This window comes from Anaeromyxobacter sp. PSR-1, from assembly GCF_000964525.1.
Classification (GTDB): Bacteria; Myxococcota; Myxococcia; order Myxococcales; family Anaeromyxobacteraceae; genus Anaeromyxobacter.
This window is the reverse complement of the sequence record NZ_BAZG01000008.1, coordinates 28,200-44,707: the sequence shown is the minus strand read 5'-3', so window position 1 is coordinate 44,707 and position 16,508 is coordinate 28,200. Positions and strand designations below refer to the sequence as shown.

The 16,508-nt window shown below is 75.6% G+C and carries 13 protein-coding genes; 10 read left to right on the top strand and 3 right to left on the bottom strand.

What is annotated here, in order from left to right; genetic code table 11:
* The first annotated feature begins 382 nt into the window (after positions 1–382).
* Positions 383–1,654: an alpha-amylase family glycosyl hydrolase gene (locus PSR1_RS02740; protein WP_237757796.1), complete on the top strand. Its 1,272-nt coding sequence runs from the start codon at positions 383–385 to the stop codon at positions 1,652–1,654.
* A 6-nt stretch (positions 1,655–1,660) separates the two neighbouring features.
* Here the strand turns inward: PSR1_RS02740 and PSR1_RS02735 are convergent, their stop codons facing one another.
* Positions 1,661–2,419, bottom strand: a complete 759-nt coding sequence (locus PSR1_RS02735; protein WP_237757795.1) for a phosphatase PAP2 family protein — start codon at positions 2,417–2,419, stop codon at positions 1,661–1,663.
* Between the two features lie 90 nt (positions 2,420–2,509).
* On the opposite strand from PSR1_RS02735, the gene PSR1_RS02730 reads away from it, so the two are divergent.
* From PSR1_RS02730 to PSR1_RS02720, 3 genes are all read left to right on the top strand, one after another.
* Positions 2,510–4,216 (top strand): class I adenylate-forming enzyme family protein, encoded by a 1,707-nt coding sequence (locus tag PSR1_RS02730; RefSeq protein WP_059436105.1) that lies wholly within the window; start codon positions 2,510–2,512, stop codon positions 4,214–4,216.
* 166 nt (positions 4,217–4,382) lie between these two features.
* A complete protein-coding gene (nrfH, locus tag PSR1_RS02725; protein WP_059436104.1) occupies positions 4,383–4,838 on the top strand; it encodes a cytochrome c nitrite reductase small subunit in 456 nt (151 codons plus the stop codon).
* A 40-nt stretch (positions 4,839–4,878) separates the two neighbouring features.
* Positions 4,879–6,549, top strand: coding sequence for an ammonia-forming cytochrome c nitrite reductase subunit c552 (locus tag PSR1_RS02720; RefSeq protein WP_059436103.1), 1,671 nt, complete (start codon positions 4,879–4,881; stop codon positions 6,547–6,549).
* Positions 6,550–6,570: 21 nt separating this feature from the next.
* Here PSR1_RS02720 and PSR1_RS02715 read toward each other — a convergent pair whose 3' ends face one another.
* Positions 6,571–6,933 (bottom strand): cupin, encoded by a 363-nt coding sequence (locus PSR1_RS02715; protein ID WP_059436102.1) that lies wholly within the window; start codon positions 6,931–6,933, stop codon positions 6,571–6,573.
* A 251-nt stretch (positions 6,934–7,184) separates the two neighbouring features.
* On the opposite strand from PSR1_RS02715, the gene PSR1_RS24035 reads away from it, so the two are divergent.
* Both PSR1_RS24035 and PSR1_RS02705 read left to right on the top strand, forming a co-directional pair.
* The gene (locus tag PSR1_RS24035) at positions 7,185–8,609 is read left to right on the top strand and encodes a vanadium-dependent haloperoxidase (RefSeq protein WP_059436101.1); all 1,425 of its coding nucleotides are present in this window, start codon (positions 7,185–7,187) and stop codon (positions 8,607–8,609) included.
* 134 nt (positions 8,610–8,743) lie between these two features.
* Positions 8,744–10,855, top strand: coding sequence for a PD40 domain-containing protein (locus PSR1_RS02705; RefSeq protein WP_059436131.1), 2,112 nt, complete (start codon positions 8,744–8,746; stop codon positions 10,853–10,855).
* 3 nt (positions 10,856–10,858) lie between these two features.
* Here the strand turns inward: PSR1_RS02705 and PSR1_RS02700 are convergent, their stop codons facing one another.
* Positions 10,859–11,527, bottom strand: coding sequence for an NAD(P)H-binding protein (locus tag PSR1_RS02700; protein ID WP_059436100.1), 669 nt, complete (start codon positions 11,525–11,527; stop codon positions 10,859–10,861).
* Positions 11,528–11,773: 246 nt separating this feature from the next.
* On the opposite strand from PSR1_RS02700, the gene PSR1_RS02695 reads away from it, so the two are divergent.
* The 4 genes from PSR1_RS02695 (at position 11,774) to PSR1_RS02680 (ending at position 16,481) form a co-directional block, all read left to right on the top strand.
* On the top strand, positions 11,774–13,042 hold the full coding sequence (locus tag PSR1_RS02695) for an acetate/propionate family kinase (RefSeq protein WP_059436099.1): 1,269 nt from the start codon (positions 11,774–11,776) through the stop codon (positions 13,040–13,042).
* Between the two features lie 17 nt (positions 13,043–13,059).
* The gene (gene pta, locus PSR1_RS02690; protein WP_059436098.1) at positions 13,060–15,204 is read left to right on the top strand and encodes a phosphate acetyltransferase; all 2,145 of its coding nucleotides are present in this window, start codon (positions 13,060–13,062) and stop codon (positions 15,202–15,204) included.
* Between the two features lie 138 nt (positions 15,205–15,342).
* Positions 15,343–15,822 (top strand): cupin domain-containing protein, encoded by a 480-nt coding sequence (locus tag PSR1_RS02685; RefSeq protein ID WP_059436130.1) that lies wholly within the window; start codon positions 15,343–15,345, stop codon positions 15,820–15,822.
* Between the two features lie 47 nt (positions 15,823–15,869).
* The gene (locus PSR1_RS02680) at positions 15,870–16,481 is read left to right on the top strand and encodes a histidine phosphatase family protein (RefSeq protein WP_059436097.1); all 612 of its coding nucleotides are present in this window, start codon (positions 15,870–15,872) and stop codon (positions 16,479–16,481) included.
* The last annotated feature ends 27 nt before the right edge of the window (positions 16,482–16,508 follow it).

The window sequence follows — 16,508 nt, the reverse complement described above, 5'->3', positions numbered from 1 at the left end:
GAAGGAAGCAACCGGGCGAGGCGAGCGCATCCTGCTCGCCTCGCCCTTCTCGTGTCCGGGGCCGGTGCGCGTGCGGAACACCGCCGGCCCGCGCGGCGTTGGTCAGGCGATGCACGCCGACCTGCCCCGTCCACCCGCCCGTGGTTCGACGGGCTCACCACGAGCGGGCGGCGCCAGAAGGCCACCCGCCCGTGGTTCGACGGGCTCACCACGAGCGGGCGGCGCCGGAAGGCCACCCGCCCGTGGTTCGACGGGCTCACCACGAGCGGGCGGCGCCAGAGGGCCACCCGCTCGCCTGGCCGCGGTCCTGGCGCTCCTCTGCATCGCGCCGCTCCGCGCCGGCGCCGACGTCCGGCCGGATCCAGACTGGTACCGCGGCGCGGTGATCTACGGCGTCGTCCCCCCGCGGTTCGGCCCCGAGCCGCTCAGGGCGGTGACCGCGCGCCTCGACGCGCTCCGCGACCTCGGCGTGGACGCGCTCTGGCTCGCGCCGGTCAACCCGACCGACGACCCCGGCGACGTCAGCTACGCCATCACCGACTACTTCGGCCTGCGCGCCGACTTCGGCACGCCCGAGGACCTGCGGGCGCTGGTCCGCGAGGCGCACGCGCGCGGCATCCGGGTGCTCCTCGACTTCGTGCCGAACCACACCTCGACCGGCCACCCGCACCACCTGGACGCGGCGGCGCGCGGCCGCGCCTCGCCGTGGTGGGGCTGGTACGACCGCGATCCGGCCGGCCGCGAGACGCACTACTTCGACTGGAAGCACCTGCCGAACCTCGACTACGGCAACCCGCTCGTCCGCCAGATGATGCTGGACGCGTTCGCGTTCTGGGTCCGCGAGTACGACGTGGACGGGTTCCGCGTGGACGCGGCGTGGGGCATCCGCCAGCGCGCGCCGGCGTTCTGGGGGGCGCTGCGTCGCCGGCTCGACGCGGTGAAGCCGGGGGTGTTCCTGCTCGCCGAGGCGAGCGCGCGCGATCCGTTCTACGTCCGCAACGGCTTCGACGCGGCCTACGACTGGACCGGCGAGCTGGGCCACTGGGCCTGGGAGAAGGTCTTCGACGATCCCTCGCGGATCGGGCCGGCGCTCGACGCCGCGCTCGCCTCGCGGGCGACGCCGATGGACCGGGTGGCCCGCTTCCTCAACAACAACGACACCGGCGAGCGCTTCGTCACCCGCCACGGCCTCGCCATGACCCGCGTCGCCGCGGTGCTCCTGCACGCGCTGCCCGGCATCGCCGTCGTCTACACCGGCGACGAGGTCGGCGCGGAGTTCCAGCCCTACGAGGAGGGGCCGCCGGTCTCGTGGGTGGACGCGCACGGGCTCCGTCCCCTGTACCGGCGCCTGGCGGCGCTCCGCGAGGACCTGCCCGCGCTCCGCCGCGGCGCGTACCGGCGGGTCGCCGTGCCCGGTCACCCGGAGGCGTTCGCGTTCCTGCGGGACGCCGGGGCGGCGGGCCGCGCGCTGGTGGTGCTCGACTTCGGCGGCCCGGCCCGGCTCCGGCTCGCGGCGCCGCCGGGCCCGCTGCCGGACTGGGACGCGATCACGGAGCGCCCGGCGGCCGTGCGCCGCGCCGGCCCCGGCACGATCGAGGTCGAGCTGGCCGGGCAGCAGGCCGTGATCCTGGTGGACCGCGCCGGCCGCCGCTGACGCGGCCTACGCCTCCTCCGACCCGGGGCCGCTCCCCTCCGGCGGCGTGCCGCGCGCGCGGCGCCGGTCGAGGAGGTCGGCGGCCAGCCAGCAGGCCACCGCCCAGCTCCCGCCGACGGCCCACCCCGCGATCACGTCGGTGGGCCAGTGCACGCCCAGGTACACGCGGCTCGCGCCGGTGAGCAGGGTGGCCCCGAGCGCGCAGGCCATGACGAGGAGCTTCATGCGGCGGCGCGGCAGCACGCGGGCGAGGAGCGCGCCCAGCGTCAGGTAGACCACGGCCGACATCATCGAGTGGCCGCTCGGGAAGCTCGCCGTGTACACGTAGGAGCCGTGCGGCACGAGGTCCGGCCGCGGCCGGGCGTAGCCGTGCTTCAGGACCAGGCTCAAGGCCTGTCCGCCGGCGATCGCCACCGCGAGCAGCGCCACCGAGCGCGGGCGGCGCGCCATCCACAGGAACAGCACCGCGGCGAGCGAGACCAGCGTGAGCACGGCGGTGCCGCCCAGCGCGGTCAGGTCGCGGCCCATCTCCTCCACCCAGCGCGGGCCGAGCGGCTCGGCGGGGTCCGCGGGATCGCGCAGGGCGAGGAGCACCGCCCGGTCGAGCGAGCGGACCTCGTCGTGGCGGATCGCCTCGGCCACCTCGAGGAAGAGCCAGAGCCCGCCCGCCGCCAGCGCCACCAGCGCCACCGTGACGAGCTCGCGCGCGCGGAGCAGGCGCCGCAGCGACCATCCTCGGGGGCCGGCCGGGCGCGGGGCTCGCATGCGCGGCATCTTCGCCCCGGCCCGCGGCGATGTCGACCTCGCGCCCGCGGCGCTCGCCGGGCCGCCCGGATTGCGCTAGAACGCCCCGCCATGAAGACCGCCGCCCAGGACCAGGCCTGCCGCGACCGCGCGGCGCGGCTCCCGGAGAACATCGCCGATCGCGTCGCCGAGCACGCGCGCCGCGCGCCCGGGGCCGTCGCGCTCCTCGAGCACAACACCGGCGAGACCGTCACCTGGAAGCAGCTCGACACCGCCGCCGACGCGTTCGCGGCGCGCCTGCTCGCCGCGGGGTACCGCAAGGGCGACGTCGTCGCCACCAGCCTGCCGCTGCTCAAGGAGCACGTCTTCCTGCTCGTCGCCTGCTACCGCGTCGGCGTGATCCTCGCCCCGCTCGACCTGCGGCTGCGCGCGGGCGAGCTCCGGGCCGCCTTCGAGAAGCTCCGGCCGAGGGGCTATTTCTTCGTCGGCGCGCCCGCGCTCCTGCCGGTGCTCCAGGAGGTGGTCGGGAAGTTCCCCGGCGTGCGCGACTGGGTGCAGTTCCAGAAGGAGCCGGACGGCATCCTCCCCGGCGCCACCTGGGTGAAGGACTTCACCCGCCGCATCAAGCTCGACTACCTGAAGGCGAAGCTCCTCGGCACGGTGCGGCGCGCGCGCGCCCGCGTCGGCAAGCGCGACGGGTGCCTCATCATCTTCACCACCGGCTCGACCGGCTCGCCCAAGCCGGCCCTGCTCTGCCACGAGAGCATCCTCGTCCAGAACGTCGGGCTCACCGTCGGGTTCGACCTCCGGGCGGACGACCGGCTGCTGGTGAACCTCCCGCCCTCGCACGTGGGCTGCACCACCGAGCTGCTCGGCACCGCGCTGTACGAGGGCATCACCTCGGTGCTCCTGCACGTGTTCGACGCGCTGAAGAGCCTGGAGGCCATCGCCGAGCACCGGGTCACCGTGGTCGGGCAGATCCCGGCGCTGTTCAACGCGGAGTGGAGCCACCGCCGCTACGCCGAGCTCGACCTCTCCAGCCTGCGCGCGGCCATCTACGGCGGGCAGGGCGTGCCGCGCGCGTTCCTCGACCGGCTCCGCGCCATGGCGCCGGAGATCGGCACCGGCCTCGGGCTCACCGAGACCTCCGGCTTCTGCACCTACACCGCCGTGGGCGCGAGCGCCGACGACCTCGCCGGCGGCATCGGGTTCGAGTCCCCGCTCTGCCCCATCTCGATCCGCGGCCCCATGACCGCGGACGGGCACGCCGGCCCCGTGCTGCCGGCGGGGACGGTGGGCGAGATCTGCTTCTCGGGCCCGCAGGTGTTCCTCGGCTACCTGAACGACCCGGCCGCCACCGCGCAGGCGGTCACGAGGGACGGCGTCTGCTACACGGGCGACCTCGGCAGCTACGACCCGGCGCGCGGGCTCCGGCTCGCCGGCCGCGCCAAGCTCGTCATCAAGCCGAAGGGCTTCCAGGTGTTCCCGGGCGACGTGGAGAACCACGTCGTCTCGGCGCTGCCGGGCAGGGTGGCCGCGGCCGCCTGCGTGGGCGTCGAGCACGCGCGCTGGTCGGAGGCGATCGTGCTGTTCGTGGAGGCGGCGCCCGACGCGACCGTCACGCCCGAGGACGTCCACGCCGCCTGCGACGGCATCGCCTCGTACGCCCGCCCCAGCCACGTGGAGGTGGTGTCCACCGGGACGCTGCCGCTGAACCGCGTCGCGAAGGTGGACTACGTCGTCCTGCGCGAGCGCGCCCGCGAGCTGGTCGAGGCGCTCCGGCGCGAGGGGAAGTGGGACGCCCGGGCGAGCCGCTGACCACCCGGGCCGCCGCGCGGCCGCCCCGCGGACCGCCCCGCCGGGGAACCCCTGCGTCCCTTTTGCGCATCCCCGACTGAAGCACCCGTCTCCGGGCCCGAGGCGCGCTACCTTGCGGGCAATCGCCGGATGCGTGCGCCCACCGGAGGGCGACGTTCGAGGGTCCATGCCATCGAGCCGCGGACTGTCCGTGTTCCCGCTGTCGCTCGTGCTGGCGGCCACCGCCGGGCTGGCGCTCGGGCTCGGCGCCTTCGCGTTCGACTACGCGAAGGGCTCCTCGTACCTCGGGAACGACCCGAGGACCTGCGCCAACTGCCACGTGATGGAAGGCCACTACGCCGGGTGGCTGGCGGGCACGCACCACGCCGTCGCGACCTGCAACGACTGCCACACCCCCGCGGCCTTCGTCTCGAAGTACTGGGTGAAGGCCACCAACGGCTATCACCACTCGATGGCGTTCACGATGGGGGGATACCCCGACGCCATCAAGGCCCGCCCCGAGAGCGCCCAGGTGGTGGAGGACAACTGCCGCCGCTGCCACGCCGCCGTGGTCGAGGACATCGCGCACGGGGGCGACGTCTCCTGCGTGCGGTGCCACCGCAACGTGGGCCACCTCCGCTGATCCGCCCGTCCGTCCCGCAGCCCCGGAGAAGGAGCACGCCATGCCCGCCGAGACCCAGCCCACCAAGAACCGCGCGCTGCTCATCGCGCTCGTGGCCGGGGTGTTCGCCCTGGTCGCGGTGGGCGTCGCGATGCTGCTGGTGAACATCAGCGAGAAGAAGTCCGAGGCGCGCTTCTCGTACGTGCGGGTGGTCGAGGTCGGGGAGGACGACACCGACCCGGCCAAGTGGGGCAAGAACTGGCCCCGCGAGTTCGACGACTACAAGCGCACCGCCGAGCGGACGAGCACGAAGTACGGCGGCGCGATCGGCACCGCCGAGGGCGAGATGGCGCCGCAGAAGGCGGAGCGCGATCCCTGGCTGAAGCGCGTCTTCGCCGGCTACCTGTTCGCGGTGGACTACCGCGACCGCCGCGGCCACGCCTTCATGCTGAAGGACCAGGAGATCACCAAGCGCAACGTCCCGGGCGAGGGGAAGCAGTCCGGCAACTGCCTCCACTGCCACGGCTCGATCATGCCGCTGTACCGCAAGCTCGGGAAGGAGGCGGCGCCGCAGGGCTCGCCGGCCGAGCAGCTCCAGGCCGGCCTCGCGAAGGTGGCGGAGATGGGCTACTGGGACGCGCACAAGGCCCTGGAGGACATGGGCGGCGGCAAGGCGCACCCGGTCTCCTGCGTGGACTGCCACGACCCGGCGTCGATGGAGGTGCGGGTCTCGCGCCCCGGCTTCATCGCCGGCATCCAGAAGCTGGCGGCGGGCTCGGCGGAGGTGCCGCACCTCCCCTCGATCGAGCGCTGGCGCAAGGGCGACCGGTCGAAGCCCTACGATCCGAACCTCGACTCCACGCGCCAGGAGCGCCGCGCCTACGTGTGCGGCCAGTGCCACGTCGAGTACTTCTGCGGCAAGGGCATGACGCTGCTGTTCCCGTGGGCCGAGGGGCTCAAGGTCGAGAACGCCGAGCACCTCTACGACAACCTGCAGGTGAAGGGGCAGCGCTTCAAGGACTGGGTGCACGCCGAGACCGGGTTCGAGGTGCTGAAGGCGCAGCACCCCGAGTTCGAGGTGTGGAGCCAGGGCATCCACGCGCGCAGCGGCGTCACCTGCGCCGACTGCCACATGCCGTACAAGCGCGAGGGCGCGCAGAAGTACTCCGACCACTGGGTGCGCAGCCCGCTGCTCCAGCCGAACCGCGCCTGCGCGACCTGCCACCCCCTGACCGACGACGAGCTGAAGGCGCGCGTGCTCGCCATCCAGGACCGGCACTTCGCGCTGCTCACCCGCGCCGGCAACGCCGCCGTGGCGATGATCGACGCCATCGTGGCGGTGCGGAAGCCCTACGACGAGCGGAACCTCGCCGCGGCCACCGCCAAGGCGAAGGAGACGCTCGAGAAGCAGGACGCGTTCCAGAAGGCGCCGAAGGAGGAGCAGGACAAGAAGATGGGCGCCGAGGTGAAGGCCAACCTGCTCGCCTCGTGGCGCGAGGTGATCGCGAAGACGCCGGCGCTGCAGGAGCTCGAGAACCTGCAGCGCGCCGCGCAGTGGCGCCTCGACTTCGTGGCGGCCGAGAACTCGATGGGCTTCCACGCGCCGCAGGAGCTGGCCCGGATCCTGGGCGAGTCGATCGACCTCTCGCGCGAGGCGGAGGTGAAGGCCACGCGGCTCGCCGCCGGGACCACCGCGTCGGCGGCGGCCGTCCCCGGGACGCAGCGCAGGTAGTCGCGGCGCGCCCGTGCGCCGTCACGCGTCGCGGTGCACGAGCTCGGGGGCGAACGCCGGCGCGCAGACGGCGACGTACTCGGCCCCCTCCGCGGCGGGCGTGCTGTAGCGGACCCATTCGCCGCGGGGGACGACCACGGCCTGCCCGGCGCCGACGTCGATCACGCCCGAGGCGCTCTCCACGCGCAGGGACCCCCGGAGCACCAGCGTGTACTCGTCGAACTCGGGCGTCTGCCCGGGCTCGCGCCAGCCCTCCGGGCTCACCATCCGGGCGATGCTCACCGCCTCGGTGCCGCTGTTCACGCGGCCCACGAACTCCTGGATCACCTTCGGCTTGCTGCCCGCCGCCGGGACGACCGTGGGCGCGCGGATGAGGGTCGGCATGGGCGTCTCCTGGCGCCCATGCTGGTGCCGGGCGCCCTCCTGGCCGGGAGGCTGTAACCGGCCGCGCGCCCCGCGTCGCGGGCCTCGCGAGGGGGTGGTCGCGCGACCCCGGCTCGCACGGCGATGGACGGCGTTCGACGGCAGGGCGCGGGATCCCTGGCGATCCCGCCGATCGCGCGTTGACCGGGGTCAATCCGGCCCCGAGGCTTCCGCCGCGGGCTCGAGACGAGCCCTCGAGGAGGAAGCCGGTCATGCGAGAGGCCCCTGAGCTGGTTCCGTGCAGCATCGCGCAGCGTGTTCCCCGGACGCCTTCGCCCGCCGTCGCGGGCGCGGCCCCGCCGGGGAAGAAGGCGAGGACGATCGCCCGGCGCCGATGTGCGGCGCTCGCGCTCGGCTGGCTCGCCACCGCGTGCCTCGCCGCGGACGAGGCGGCGGCCGGGCCGCCGGCGGCGAGCCGGTCCGCCGTGCTCGCCGCGAACGCGGTCACGACCTGGCACGCCTACGCGCAGGACCTGGTCGCCGGGTTCCCCGGCCGCGGGAACGCCGCGCAGGCCTACACCGCGTCGCTCATCCAGGTCGCGGTGTACGACGCCGTGGTGGCGATCCGGGGGCGGTACCCGCCGTTCCTCGCGCCGGTCCCCGCGCCGGCGGGCGCGGACCTCGACGCCGCCGTCGCGACCGCGGCGTACCGGGTCGGCATCACGCGCGTGAACGCGGGAACGTCGCGCACCGCGTTCCAGGACCGGTACACGGCGTTCCTCGCCGCCATCCCGGACGGCGCGGCCAAGGCGGGCGGCGTCGCGGTGGGCGAGGCGGCCGCCCAGGCGGTGCTGGCCGCGAGGAGCGGCGATCACTTCTACGACGCGGCGGCGTTCGCGAACCCGCCCGCCGACCCCGGCGTGTGGCAGGCGACCCCGGTCGCGAACGCGTACGCGACCGCCGGCGCCTCCGACTACGCCATGGCGTTCGTGATGCCGCTGACCGCGGCGTCGCCGGGGGCCCGCCGGGCGCCGCCGCCGCCGAACCTGCGCTCGGCGAGGTACGCGGACGCGCTCGCCGAGGTGAGGGAGTACGGGCGCAAGGAGAGCGCCGCGCGAACCGCCGCGATGACCGACGTCGTCCAGTTCTGGACGGAGAGCGGCTTCACGCTCTGGCAGCGCAACACCCGCGACCTGGTGGCCGCGCGGGACCTCGACGAGCTCGAGACGGCGCGGGCGCTCGCCGCCATCGGCGTGGCCGGGGGCGAGGCCATGCTCGCGTGCTTCGAGAGCAAGTACCACTACCTGAGCTGGCGTCCGTTCCAGGCCATCCAGCGCGCCGACGAGGACGGCAACCGGCGGACCGAGCCGGAGCCGCTCTGGACGCCGCTCGTCCGCGCGAACCACCCCGAGTATCCGGCCGGGCACGGGTGCTACGGGAGCGCCATGGCCACCGCGCTCCGGCTGCTGTTCGGCGACATGCCGGTCACGCTGACGAGCACCGGCAGCCAGGTCGCCGGCTGGCCGCAGGTGCCGTCGCGCAGGTACGCGTCGCTCGCGGCCATCCCCGACGAGAACGCCGACGCGCGGGTGTGGGGAGGGCTGCACCTCCGCACGACGATGGAGCAGTCGGCGCGCTGGATCCGCGACGTGACGGACGACGCGCTCTGCGGCCGCTTCGGCATCGCCTGCGAGTGACCCGGGCCCGTCTCGCGCGGCGCGGTCGCCGGGCCGCGTCGCGCGAGCCGCCGATTGCGGCGCGCACCGCCCCCCGACTACATACCCGGGCGCCGGCTCGCCGTCGGTGCGGCCGGCGGATGCGGGGGGTGGCCATGCCCGACTCGACTCCCGGAGGGGCCTCCGGCGCGGCGCGTCCCGCGTCGGACCGGCTCGAGTCGTGGAAGGAGATCGCGGCCTACCTGCGCCGCGACGTCACCACCGTGCAGCGCTGGGAGCGGCGCGAGGGCATGCCGGTCCACCGGCACCTGCACGACAAGCTCGGCTCGGTCTACGCGTTTCGCTCCGATCTCGACGCGTGGGCGCGCCGCCGGAGCGCCGGGGCGGCGGGCGGCGCACCGGGCGAGGGGACGCTCCCGGGCGCCGGTCCGGAGGGGGAACCCGCCGGCGACGCGGGGACGGCGGCCCCCCTCGAGCCGGCCGGCGGCGGGCCGGCGGCGAGCGGGTTCGCGGGGGCCTCGCGGGCGGCGGTCCTGCTCGCGGCGGCCGTCGCCGCGGCCGCCGCGGTCGGAGCGGGCGCGACCTGGCTCGTCCAGCGGCGCGCCGCCTCGACGCGCGATCCGCTGGCCGGCGCCCGCTTCGTGCCGCTGACCGACTTCGGCGGCGTCGAGCAGGCGGCCGCGATCTCCGCCGACGGGCGCTTCGTCGCGTTCCTGTCGGACCGGGCCGGGCGCGTGGACGTGTGGCTCACGCAGGTCGGCTCCGGGCAGTTCCTGGACCTGACGCGCGGCAGCGCGCCCGAGCTGGTGAACCCGTCGATCCGGGCGCTGGGCTTCTCGCCGGACGGCTCGCTGGTGACGTTCTGGGCCCGCGGCCGCACCGGCTCGGACCCGCCGGACATCGGCATCTGGGCGGTGCCGCTGCTGGGCGGTCCCCCGCGGCCGTACCTGGAGGGCGCGGCGGAGTACGCCTGGACGCGCGACGGCACGCGCCTCGTCCACCACACGCCGGGCCCGGGCGATCCGATGTACGTGAGCGAGGCCGGCCGGCTGCACGAGGGCCGCCGGATCTTCTCCGCGCCGGCGGGCCTGCACGCGCACTTCCAGACCTGGGCGCCGGATCAGGCGTTCGTGTACTTCGTGCAGGGGGCGCTCCCGGACCGCCTCGACCTGTGGCGGATCCGGCCGGACGGCAGCGCGCCGGAGCGCCTGACCCACCACGACGGCGTGGTCAGCCACCCCGTGTTCGCGGACGCGCGGACGCTGCTCTACCTCGCCACCGACGCCGACGGCTCCGGGCCGTGGCTGCACGCGCTCGACGTCGAGGGCAGGGTGGCGCGGCGCGTGGGGACGGGCGCCGAGCGGTACACCTCGCTCGCGGCGAGCGCGGACGGGCGGCGCCTGGTCCTCACGCAGGCGAGCCCGAAGCGCACGCTCTGGCGCGTGGCGCTCGGACCGGAGCACGCGGACCTCGCCGACGCGCGGCCGATCCCGCTGACCACCGGGACCGGGTGGGCTCCGCGGCTCGGCCCCGGCTACCTCGTCTACGTCTCGGCGAAGGGCGCCGGCGACGGCCTGTGGAAGCTGCAGGACGGCGCCAGCACGGAGCTCTGGAGCCAGCCCGGGGCGCGGATCGCCGGCGCACCGGCGGTCCGCAGGGACGGGCGGCGGATCGCGTTCTGGACGCGCGAGGGCGGGCGGACCCGCCTCCGCGTGGTGGACGCGGACGGCACCGGCGGGCGCGTGGTCACCGACGCGCTCCAGCTCGCGGGCGCGCCGGCGTGGATGCCGGACGGGACCTCGCTCGCGGTCGGCGCCATCGTGGACGGCGCGCCGAGGCTGTTCCGGGTGCCGCTCGAGGGCGGCGCGCCCGCGCCGCTGGTGGCCGAGCCTTCGGCGGATCCGGCCTGGTCGCCCGCCGGCGATCTCCTCGCGTTCACCGGCGCGGACGTCGGCACCACCTTCCCGCTGAAGGCGGTGAACGCCGACGGGAGCGCGCACCGGATGCCCCCGCTCACCCTGACGCGCGGGGAGCGGCACGTCGCGTTCCTCCCCGGCGGGCGGTCGATCGCGGTGCTGCGGGGCGAGATCCGCCGCAAGCGCCTCGCCGCGGTGGACCTCGCCTCGGGCGCGTCGCGCCCGCTGGTCGTGCTGCCGCCGGACTTCGACGTCCGCGACTTCGACGTGTCGCCCGACGGCCGCGAGCTGGTGCTGGAGCAGGTGCAGGAGCGCTCGGATCTGGTGCTGGTCGAGCGGCCCGCGCGGTGAGGCTCAGCGCCCCAGCGCGTGCAGCCGCTCGCTCTCCACGACGCGGACGGTCTCCGCGGCGTCGTCGAGCGCGAGCCGGACGAGCGCGCGGGCGACGGCGTCGGCCGGGACCGGCGCGTGGCGACGCTCCCGGCCCAGCACGGCGAACGCCGCGCGGGCGAGCGGGAGCGCGAGCCGCTCGCCGAGCCGGGGATCCTTCCGCGCGCCGCCGTCGTCGAGGAACGAGGGGCGGAGCACGGTGAGCTGCCGGTAGCCGAGGCGCGCCAGGGCCTCCTCGGCCTCGCCCTTGGTCCGCAGGTAGAAGCTCCTCGAGCGCGGGCTCGCGCCGACCGAGCTCACCAGCACGAACCGCTGCGCGCCCCTCGCCCGCGCGGCCTCGCCGAACGCGACCACCGCCTCGAGGTCCACCGCGCGGAACGCCTCCCGCGATCCGGCCTGCTTCATGGTCGTGCCGAGGCAGCAGACCGCGACGTCCACCGCCTCCGGCAGCGCCCGCCGGATCGCGGCCGGATCGCGGAGGTCCGCGATCCGGGAGGCGAGCCTGGCGTGCTCGACCGGCAGCGCGCGCCGGCCGACCGCGACCACGCGGCCGACGTCCTCGCGGGCGAGCAGGTGCCGGAGCGCGAGGGAGCCGACGAGGCCGGAGGCGCCGGCGATGGCGAGGGTCCGCATCGCCTACGGATAACCCGGCACGCCGCGCGCCGCGACGCGTCAGCGCGTGGCCGTGACGCCGATCAAGCGCGGGCGCGTCCGTGCGCGGAAATGCCGCGAGTGGCCCTTGCGCGCCGCGCGCCCCACATGAGACCGTGACCGCTCCGAGGCCATCGCGTCCGCGAGGCTTACGGCCCCAGCCCATGTCCCGTCCAGACTCCGTGCCCGTCGGCGCGACGGAGCCCTCGTCTCGTGGAGGTAGGTGGCGTGATCGTTCTGGTGCTGAACTGCGGAAGCTCGTCGGCGAAGTTCGCGGTGATCGACGCGGTGACCGGCCGTGAGCTGGTCTCCGGCGTCGCGCAGCGGGTCGGCTCGGCGCAGGCGACGCTCGACTTCAAGGTGGACGGCAGGAAGGAGTCGCGCCTGCTGCACGGGGCCGGGCACGAGCGCGCGCTGCGCGCCGTGGTCGAGCTCCTCGACGAGCTCGGGGTGGCGGGCGAGATCGCCGGCGTCGGCCACCGCGTCGTCCACGGCGGCGCCAAGTTCTCCGGCTCGATGCCCATCACGCCCGCCGTCGTCGCCAAGATCGAGGAGTGCATCCCGCTCGGCCCGCTCCACAACCCGGCCAACCTGCTCGGCATCCGCATCGCGCAGGAGCTGTTCCCGGCGCTGCCGCAGGTGGCGGTGTTCGACACCGCCTTCCACCAGACCATGCCGTCCCGCGCCTACCTGTACGCGGTGCCGTACGAGTGGTTCGCGAAGCACGAGGTGCGGCGGTACGGCTTCCACGGCACGAGCCACCGGTACGTCTCGCAGCAGGCGGTGAAGCAGCTCGGCCTCGACCCCGAGGACCACGCGGTGGTCACGGCGCACCTCGGGAACGGCTGCTCGCTCGCCGCCGTCCGCAACGGCGCCAGCATGGACACGACCATGGGGCTCACGCCGGTGGACGGCGTGGTGATGGGCACGCGCAGCGGCAACATCGACCCATCGATCATCGCGCACATGAAGAAGGCGCTGCACTGCACCGCCGACCACGTGATGGACGAGCTGAACCGGAACTCCGGCCTGCTCGGCATCTCCGGCCTGTCGAACGACATGCGCACGCTGCAGGAGGCGGCCGCGAACGGGCACGAGCGCGCCGCGCTCGCCATCGACAAGTTCTGCTACTCGGTCGCGAAGGCCGCGGCGGGCATGTTCGTGTCGCTGGGGCGGGTGGACGCGCTCGTGTTCACCGGCGGGATCGGCGAGAACGCGGTGGACGTGCGGGCCCGCATCGTGGAGCTGCTCGGCTTCGCCGGCTTCGCGCTCGACGCCCACGCCAACGCGTTCCACGGCAAGGCGCTCCGGGGCCGGATCACCCGGACCACCAGCCCGATGGCGGCGGTGATCGCCACCAACGAGGAGCTCATGATCGCCATGGACACCGCCGAGATCGCGGGCGCCCACGCCCACGTCCACGGCCACGCGGACGCGCCCCCGGATGCGGCCGCGGACGCGGAGCGGCCCGCCGCCGAGCGGCGCGCCTTCGCCTAGCCCGGGAGCGCACGCAGATGGCCCACGTCCTCCTCCTCGCGCCGGCCGGACGCCAGGTCGGCCTCACCACCGCCTGCCTGGGCCTGGTGCGCGCCCTGGATCGCCAGGGCGTGCGCGTCGCCTTCGCGAAGCCCATCGCCGCGCGCGGCGAGGACCGCGTCTCGGCGCTGGTCCGGCTCGGCTCCAGCCTGAGGCCGCCCGACCCGATCCCGCGCGCCGAGGCGGACGCGCTGCTCGCCGCCGGGGACGACCAGACGCTGATGGAGCGGGTGGTGGCGCTCTGCGCCGGCGCCGCGGAGGGCGCGGACGTCCTGGTGGTCGCCGGGATGTGGCCGGAGCCCGGGATGGTGCACTCGACGCGCGTCAACGCGCTGATGCTCAAGGCGCTCGACGCCGAGCTGGTCCTGGTCGGCTCGCCGCGCGGCGAGACGCCGGCGGAGCTGGCGGACGCGATGGCGATCGCGGCGCGCGGGCTCGGCGGCTTCGGCGACGGCGAGCCGGTGAGCTGCTTCCTGAACCGCGTCGCCCCCCGGGCGCCGGCCGCCCGCGTCGGTGAGTCGCGGCCCATCTGGCTGGAGGCGGGCGAGGAGGGCGAGCTCCCGGCGGCGGAGATCGACGCCTACCGCGCGGCGCTGGAGGCGGAGCGCCTCCGGCCCATCGCGGTGGTGCCCGCGAGCGGCGACCTCGCCGCCCCGCGCGTGAAGGACCTCGCCCAGGCGATCGGGGCGCGGGTGCTCCGCGCCGGCGACCAGGAGGGCCGGCGCATCCGGCACGTGGCGCTGTGCGCGATGGCGGTGCCGGGGTCGATCAAGACGTTCCGGCCCGGCACGCTCGTCATCACGCCGGGCGACCGGAGCGACATCCTGCTGGCCGCGGCGCTGGCGGTGCTGAACGGCGTCCCGCTGGCGGCGGTGCTGCTCACCGGCGGGGTCGAGCCCGAGCCCCACGTGTTCGAGATGTGCGACTCCGCGCTGCGCGCCGGGCTGCCGGTCCTCGCCGTCGACCAGGGCAGCTACGCCGCCGCGAACGCGGTGGCCGGCATGAACCTGCAGGTGCCACCCGACGACCCGGTGCGCGTGGAGCGGGTGATGACGGCGGTGGCCGACCTCATCGACCCCGCCTGGCTGCGGTCCCGCGCCGCGACCACCCGCGTGCGGCGCCTCTCGCCGCCCGCGTTCCGGCAGCGGCTGGTGGAGGCGGCGCGCGCCGCGAACAAGCGGATCGTCCTGCCCGAGGGCGCCGAGCCGCGCACGGTGGCGGCGGCGGCCATCGCCCAGGAGCGCGGGATCGCGCGCTGCGTGCTGCTCGGCGACGCGGACGAGGTCCACGAGGTCGCGCGCCGGCAGGGGATCACGCTGCCGCCGTCGATCGAGATCGTCGATCCGGCCCGGGTCGCGCCCTGGTACGTGGCGCCGCTGGTCGAGCGGCGCGCGGCCAAGGGGATGACCGCGGCGCAGGCCGCCCAGGAGCTGGGCGACGCGGTGATGGTCGGCACCATGATGATGGCGCTCGACGAGGCCGACGGGCTCGTCTCCGGCGCGCTCCACACCACCGCCCACACCATCCGGCCCGCCCTGCAGATCGTGAAGACGGTGCCCGGCTGCAACCTGGTGTCGAGCGTGTTCTTCATGTGCCTGCCGGAGCAGGTGCTGGTGTTCGGCGACTGCGCCGTGAACCCGACGCCCACCGCCGAGCAGCTCGCCGACATCGCCGTCCAGAGCGCCGACTCGGCCGCCGCGTTCGGCATCGAGCCGCGCGTGGCGATGCTGTCCTACTCGACCGGCACGAGCGGCGCGGGCGAGGAGGTCGAGAAGGTGAAGCGCGCGACCGAGCTCGCGCGCGCGGCGCGGCCGGACCTCGCCATCGACGGGCCGCTGCAGTACGACGCGGCGGTCATGCCGGACGTGGCGCGGCAGAAGGCGCCGAGGTCGAGCGTGGCCGGCCGCGCGACGGTGTTCGTGTTCCCGGACCTCAACACCGGGAACGTCACCTACAAGGCCGTGCAGCGGAGCGCGAACGTGGTCAGCATCGGCCCGATGCTCCAGGGGCTCGCCCGGCCGGTGAACGACCTGAGCCGCGGGTGCCTGGTCGAGGACATCGTGTTCACCATCGCGCTCACGGCCATCCAGGCCCGGCAGCTGGCGGCGCGCCGGGCGCGCTGACGGGCCGGGACGCGCTCGCGGACGGATGCGCCGGCGTCCCGCCGAGGGCGCGCCGCGGCTCCCGCGGTCGAATCCGAGGCGGCCCGGGCCGCGGGCGCTATGCTCCGCGCCCGGCGTCCCGCCGCCAAGGAGCACCGCATGAGCCAGCCCGTGCCGCCCATCGCCATCGAGGCCGCCTCCGCCCCGTCGCGCCAGGGCGCCCAGCTCGTCCCCGAGCCCTTCGCGACGCGCCTCTCGCGGCGGGTCAAGCACGCCCTCGGGGATCCGTTCGGCCTGAGGGCGTTCGGGGTCAACCTCATGCGGCTGCCCGCGGGCGACACCTCGGCCATCCACCACCGCCACACCGTGCAGGACGAGTTCGTGTACGTCCTCGAGGGCCACCCGACGCTCGTCACCGACGACGGCGACGTGCAGCTCGCCCCCGGCATGTGCGCCGGCTTCCCCGCGAGCGGGCGGGCGCACCACCTGGAGAACCGCACCGAGCGCGACGTGGTGGTGCTCGAGGTGGGCGACCGCGCCGGCGGGGACCAGGTGATCTACCCGATGGACGACCTCATGCTCGTGCCCGGGCCCGACGGGCGGCGCCGGTTCGTGCACAAGGACGGGACGCCCTACTGACGGCCGGCGCCTGGCGGTCCGGGCGCGGCGAGGGTAGGGTCGGGCCGATGCCGCCCGAGCGCCACGTCCTCCTCGTCCGCCACGGCGAGACCGACTGGAACGCCGCCGGGCGCCTGCAGGGCCAGACCGACGTGCCGCTCAACGCGAACGGGCGGGCCCAGGCGCTCGCCCTCGCGGTCCGCCTCCGCGCCGAGGGCGTCCGCGCCATCGGGTCGAGCGACCTCTCCCGCGCGCGCGGCACGGCGGAGCTCGTGGGCGGGGCGCTGGGCCTGGAGGTCGCGCTCGTGGACGAGGACCTGCGCGAGCGCGGCTACGGCGCGTGGGAGGGGCTGACCCGCGGCGAGTGCGCGGCGCGCGACCCGGACGCGTGGGCGCGCCACCTCGCCGACCCCCGCACGCCGCCGCCGGGCGGCGAGACCACCGAGGCGCTCCTCGCGCGCGTGGTGCCGGCCATCCACCGGGCCGCCGAACGGCTCGCCACGCCCGCGCTGGTCGTGACGCATGGTGGAGTCATGCGGGCGTTCCTCTCCGCCGTGCTCGACGGCGGCCCGGCCGGCGGGGCGGTCGCGCCGCCCGTCGTCCCGAACGGCGGAGTCTGGCGGGTGCGCCTCGCCGGCGGCCGGGTGATCGGCGCCGCGGCGCTCGACCCGGACCGCTGACGACGCCTCGCAGCCCGCCGGAACACC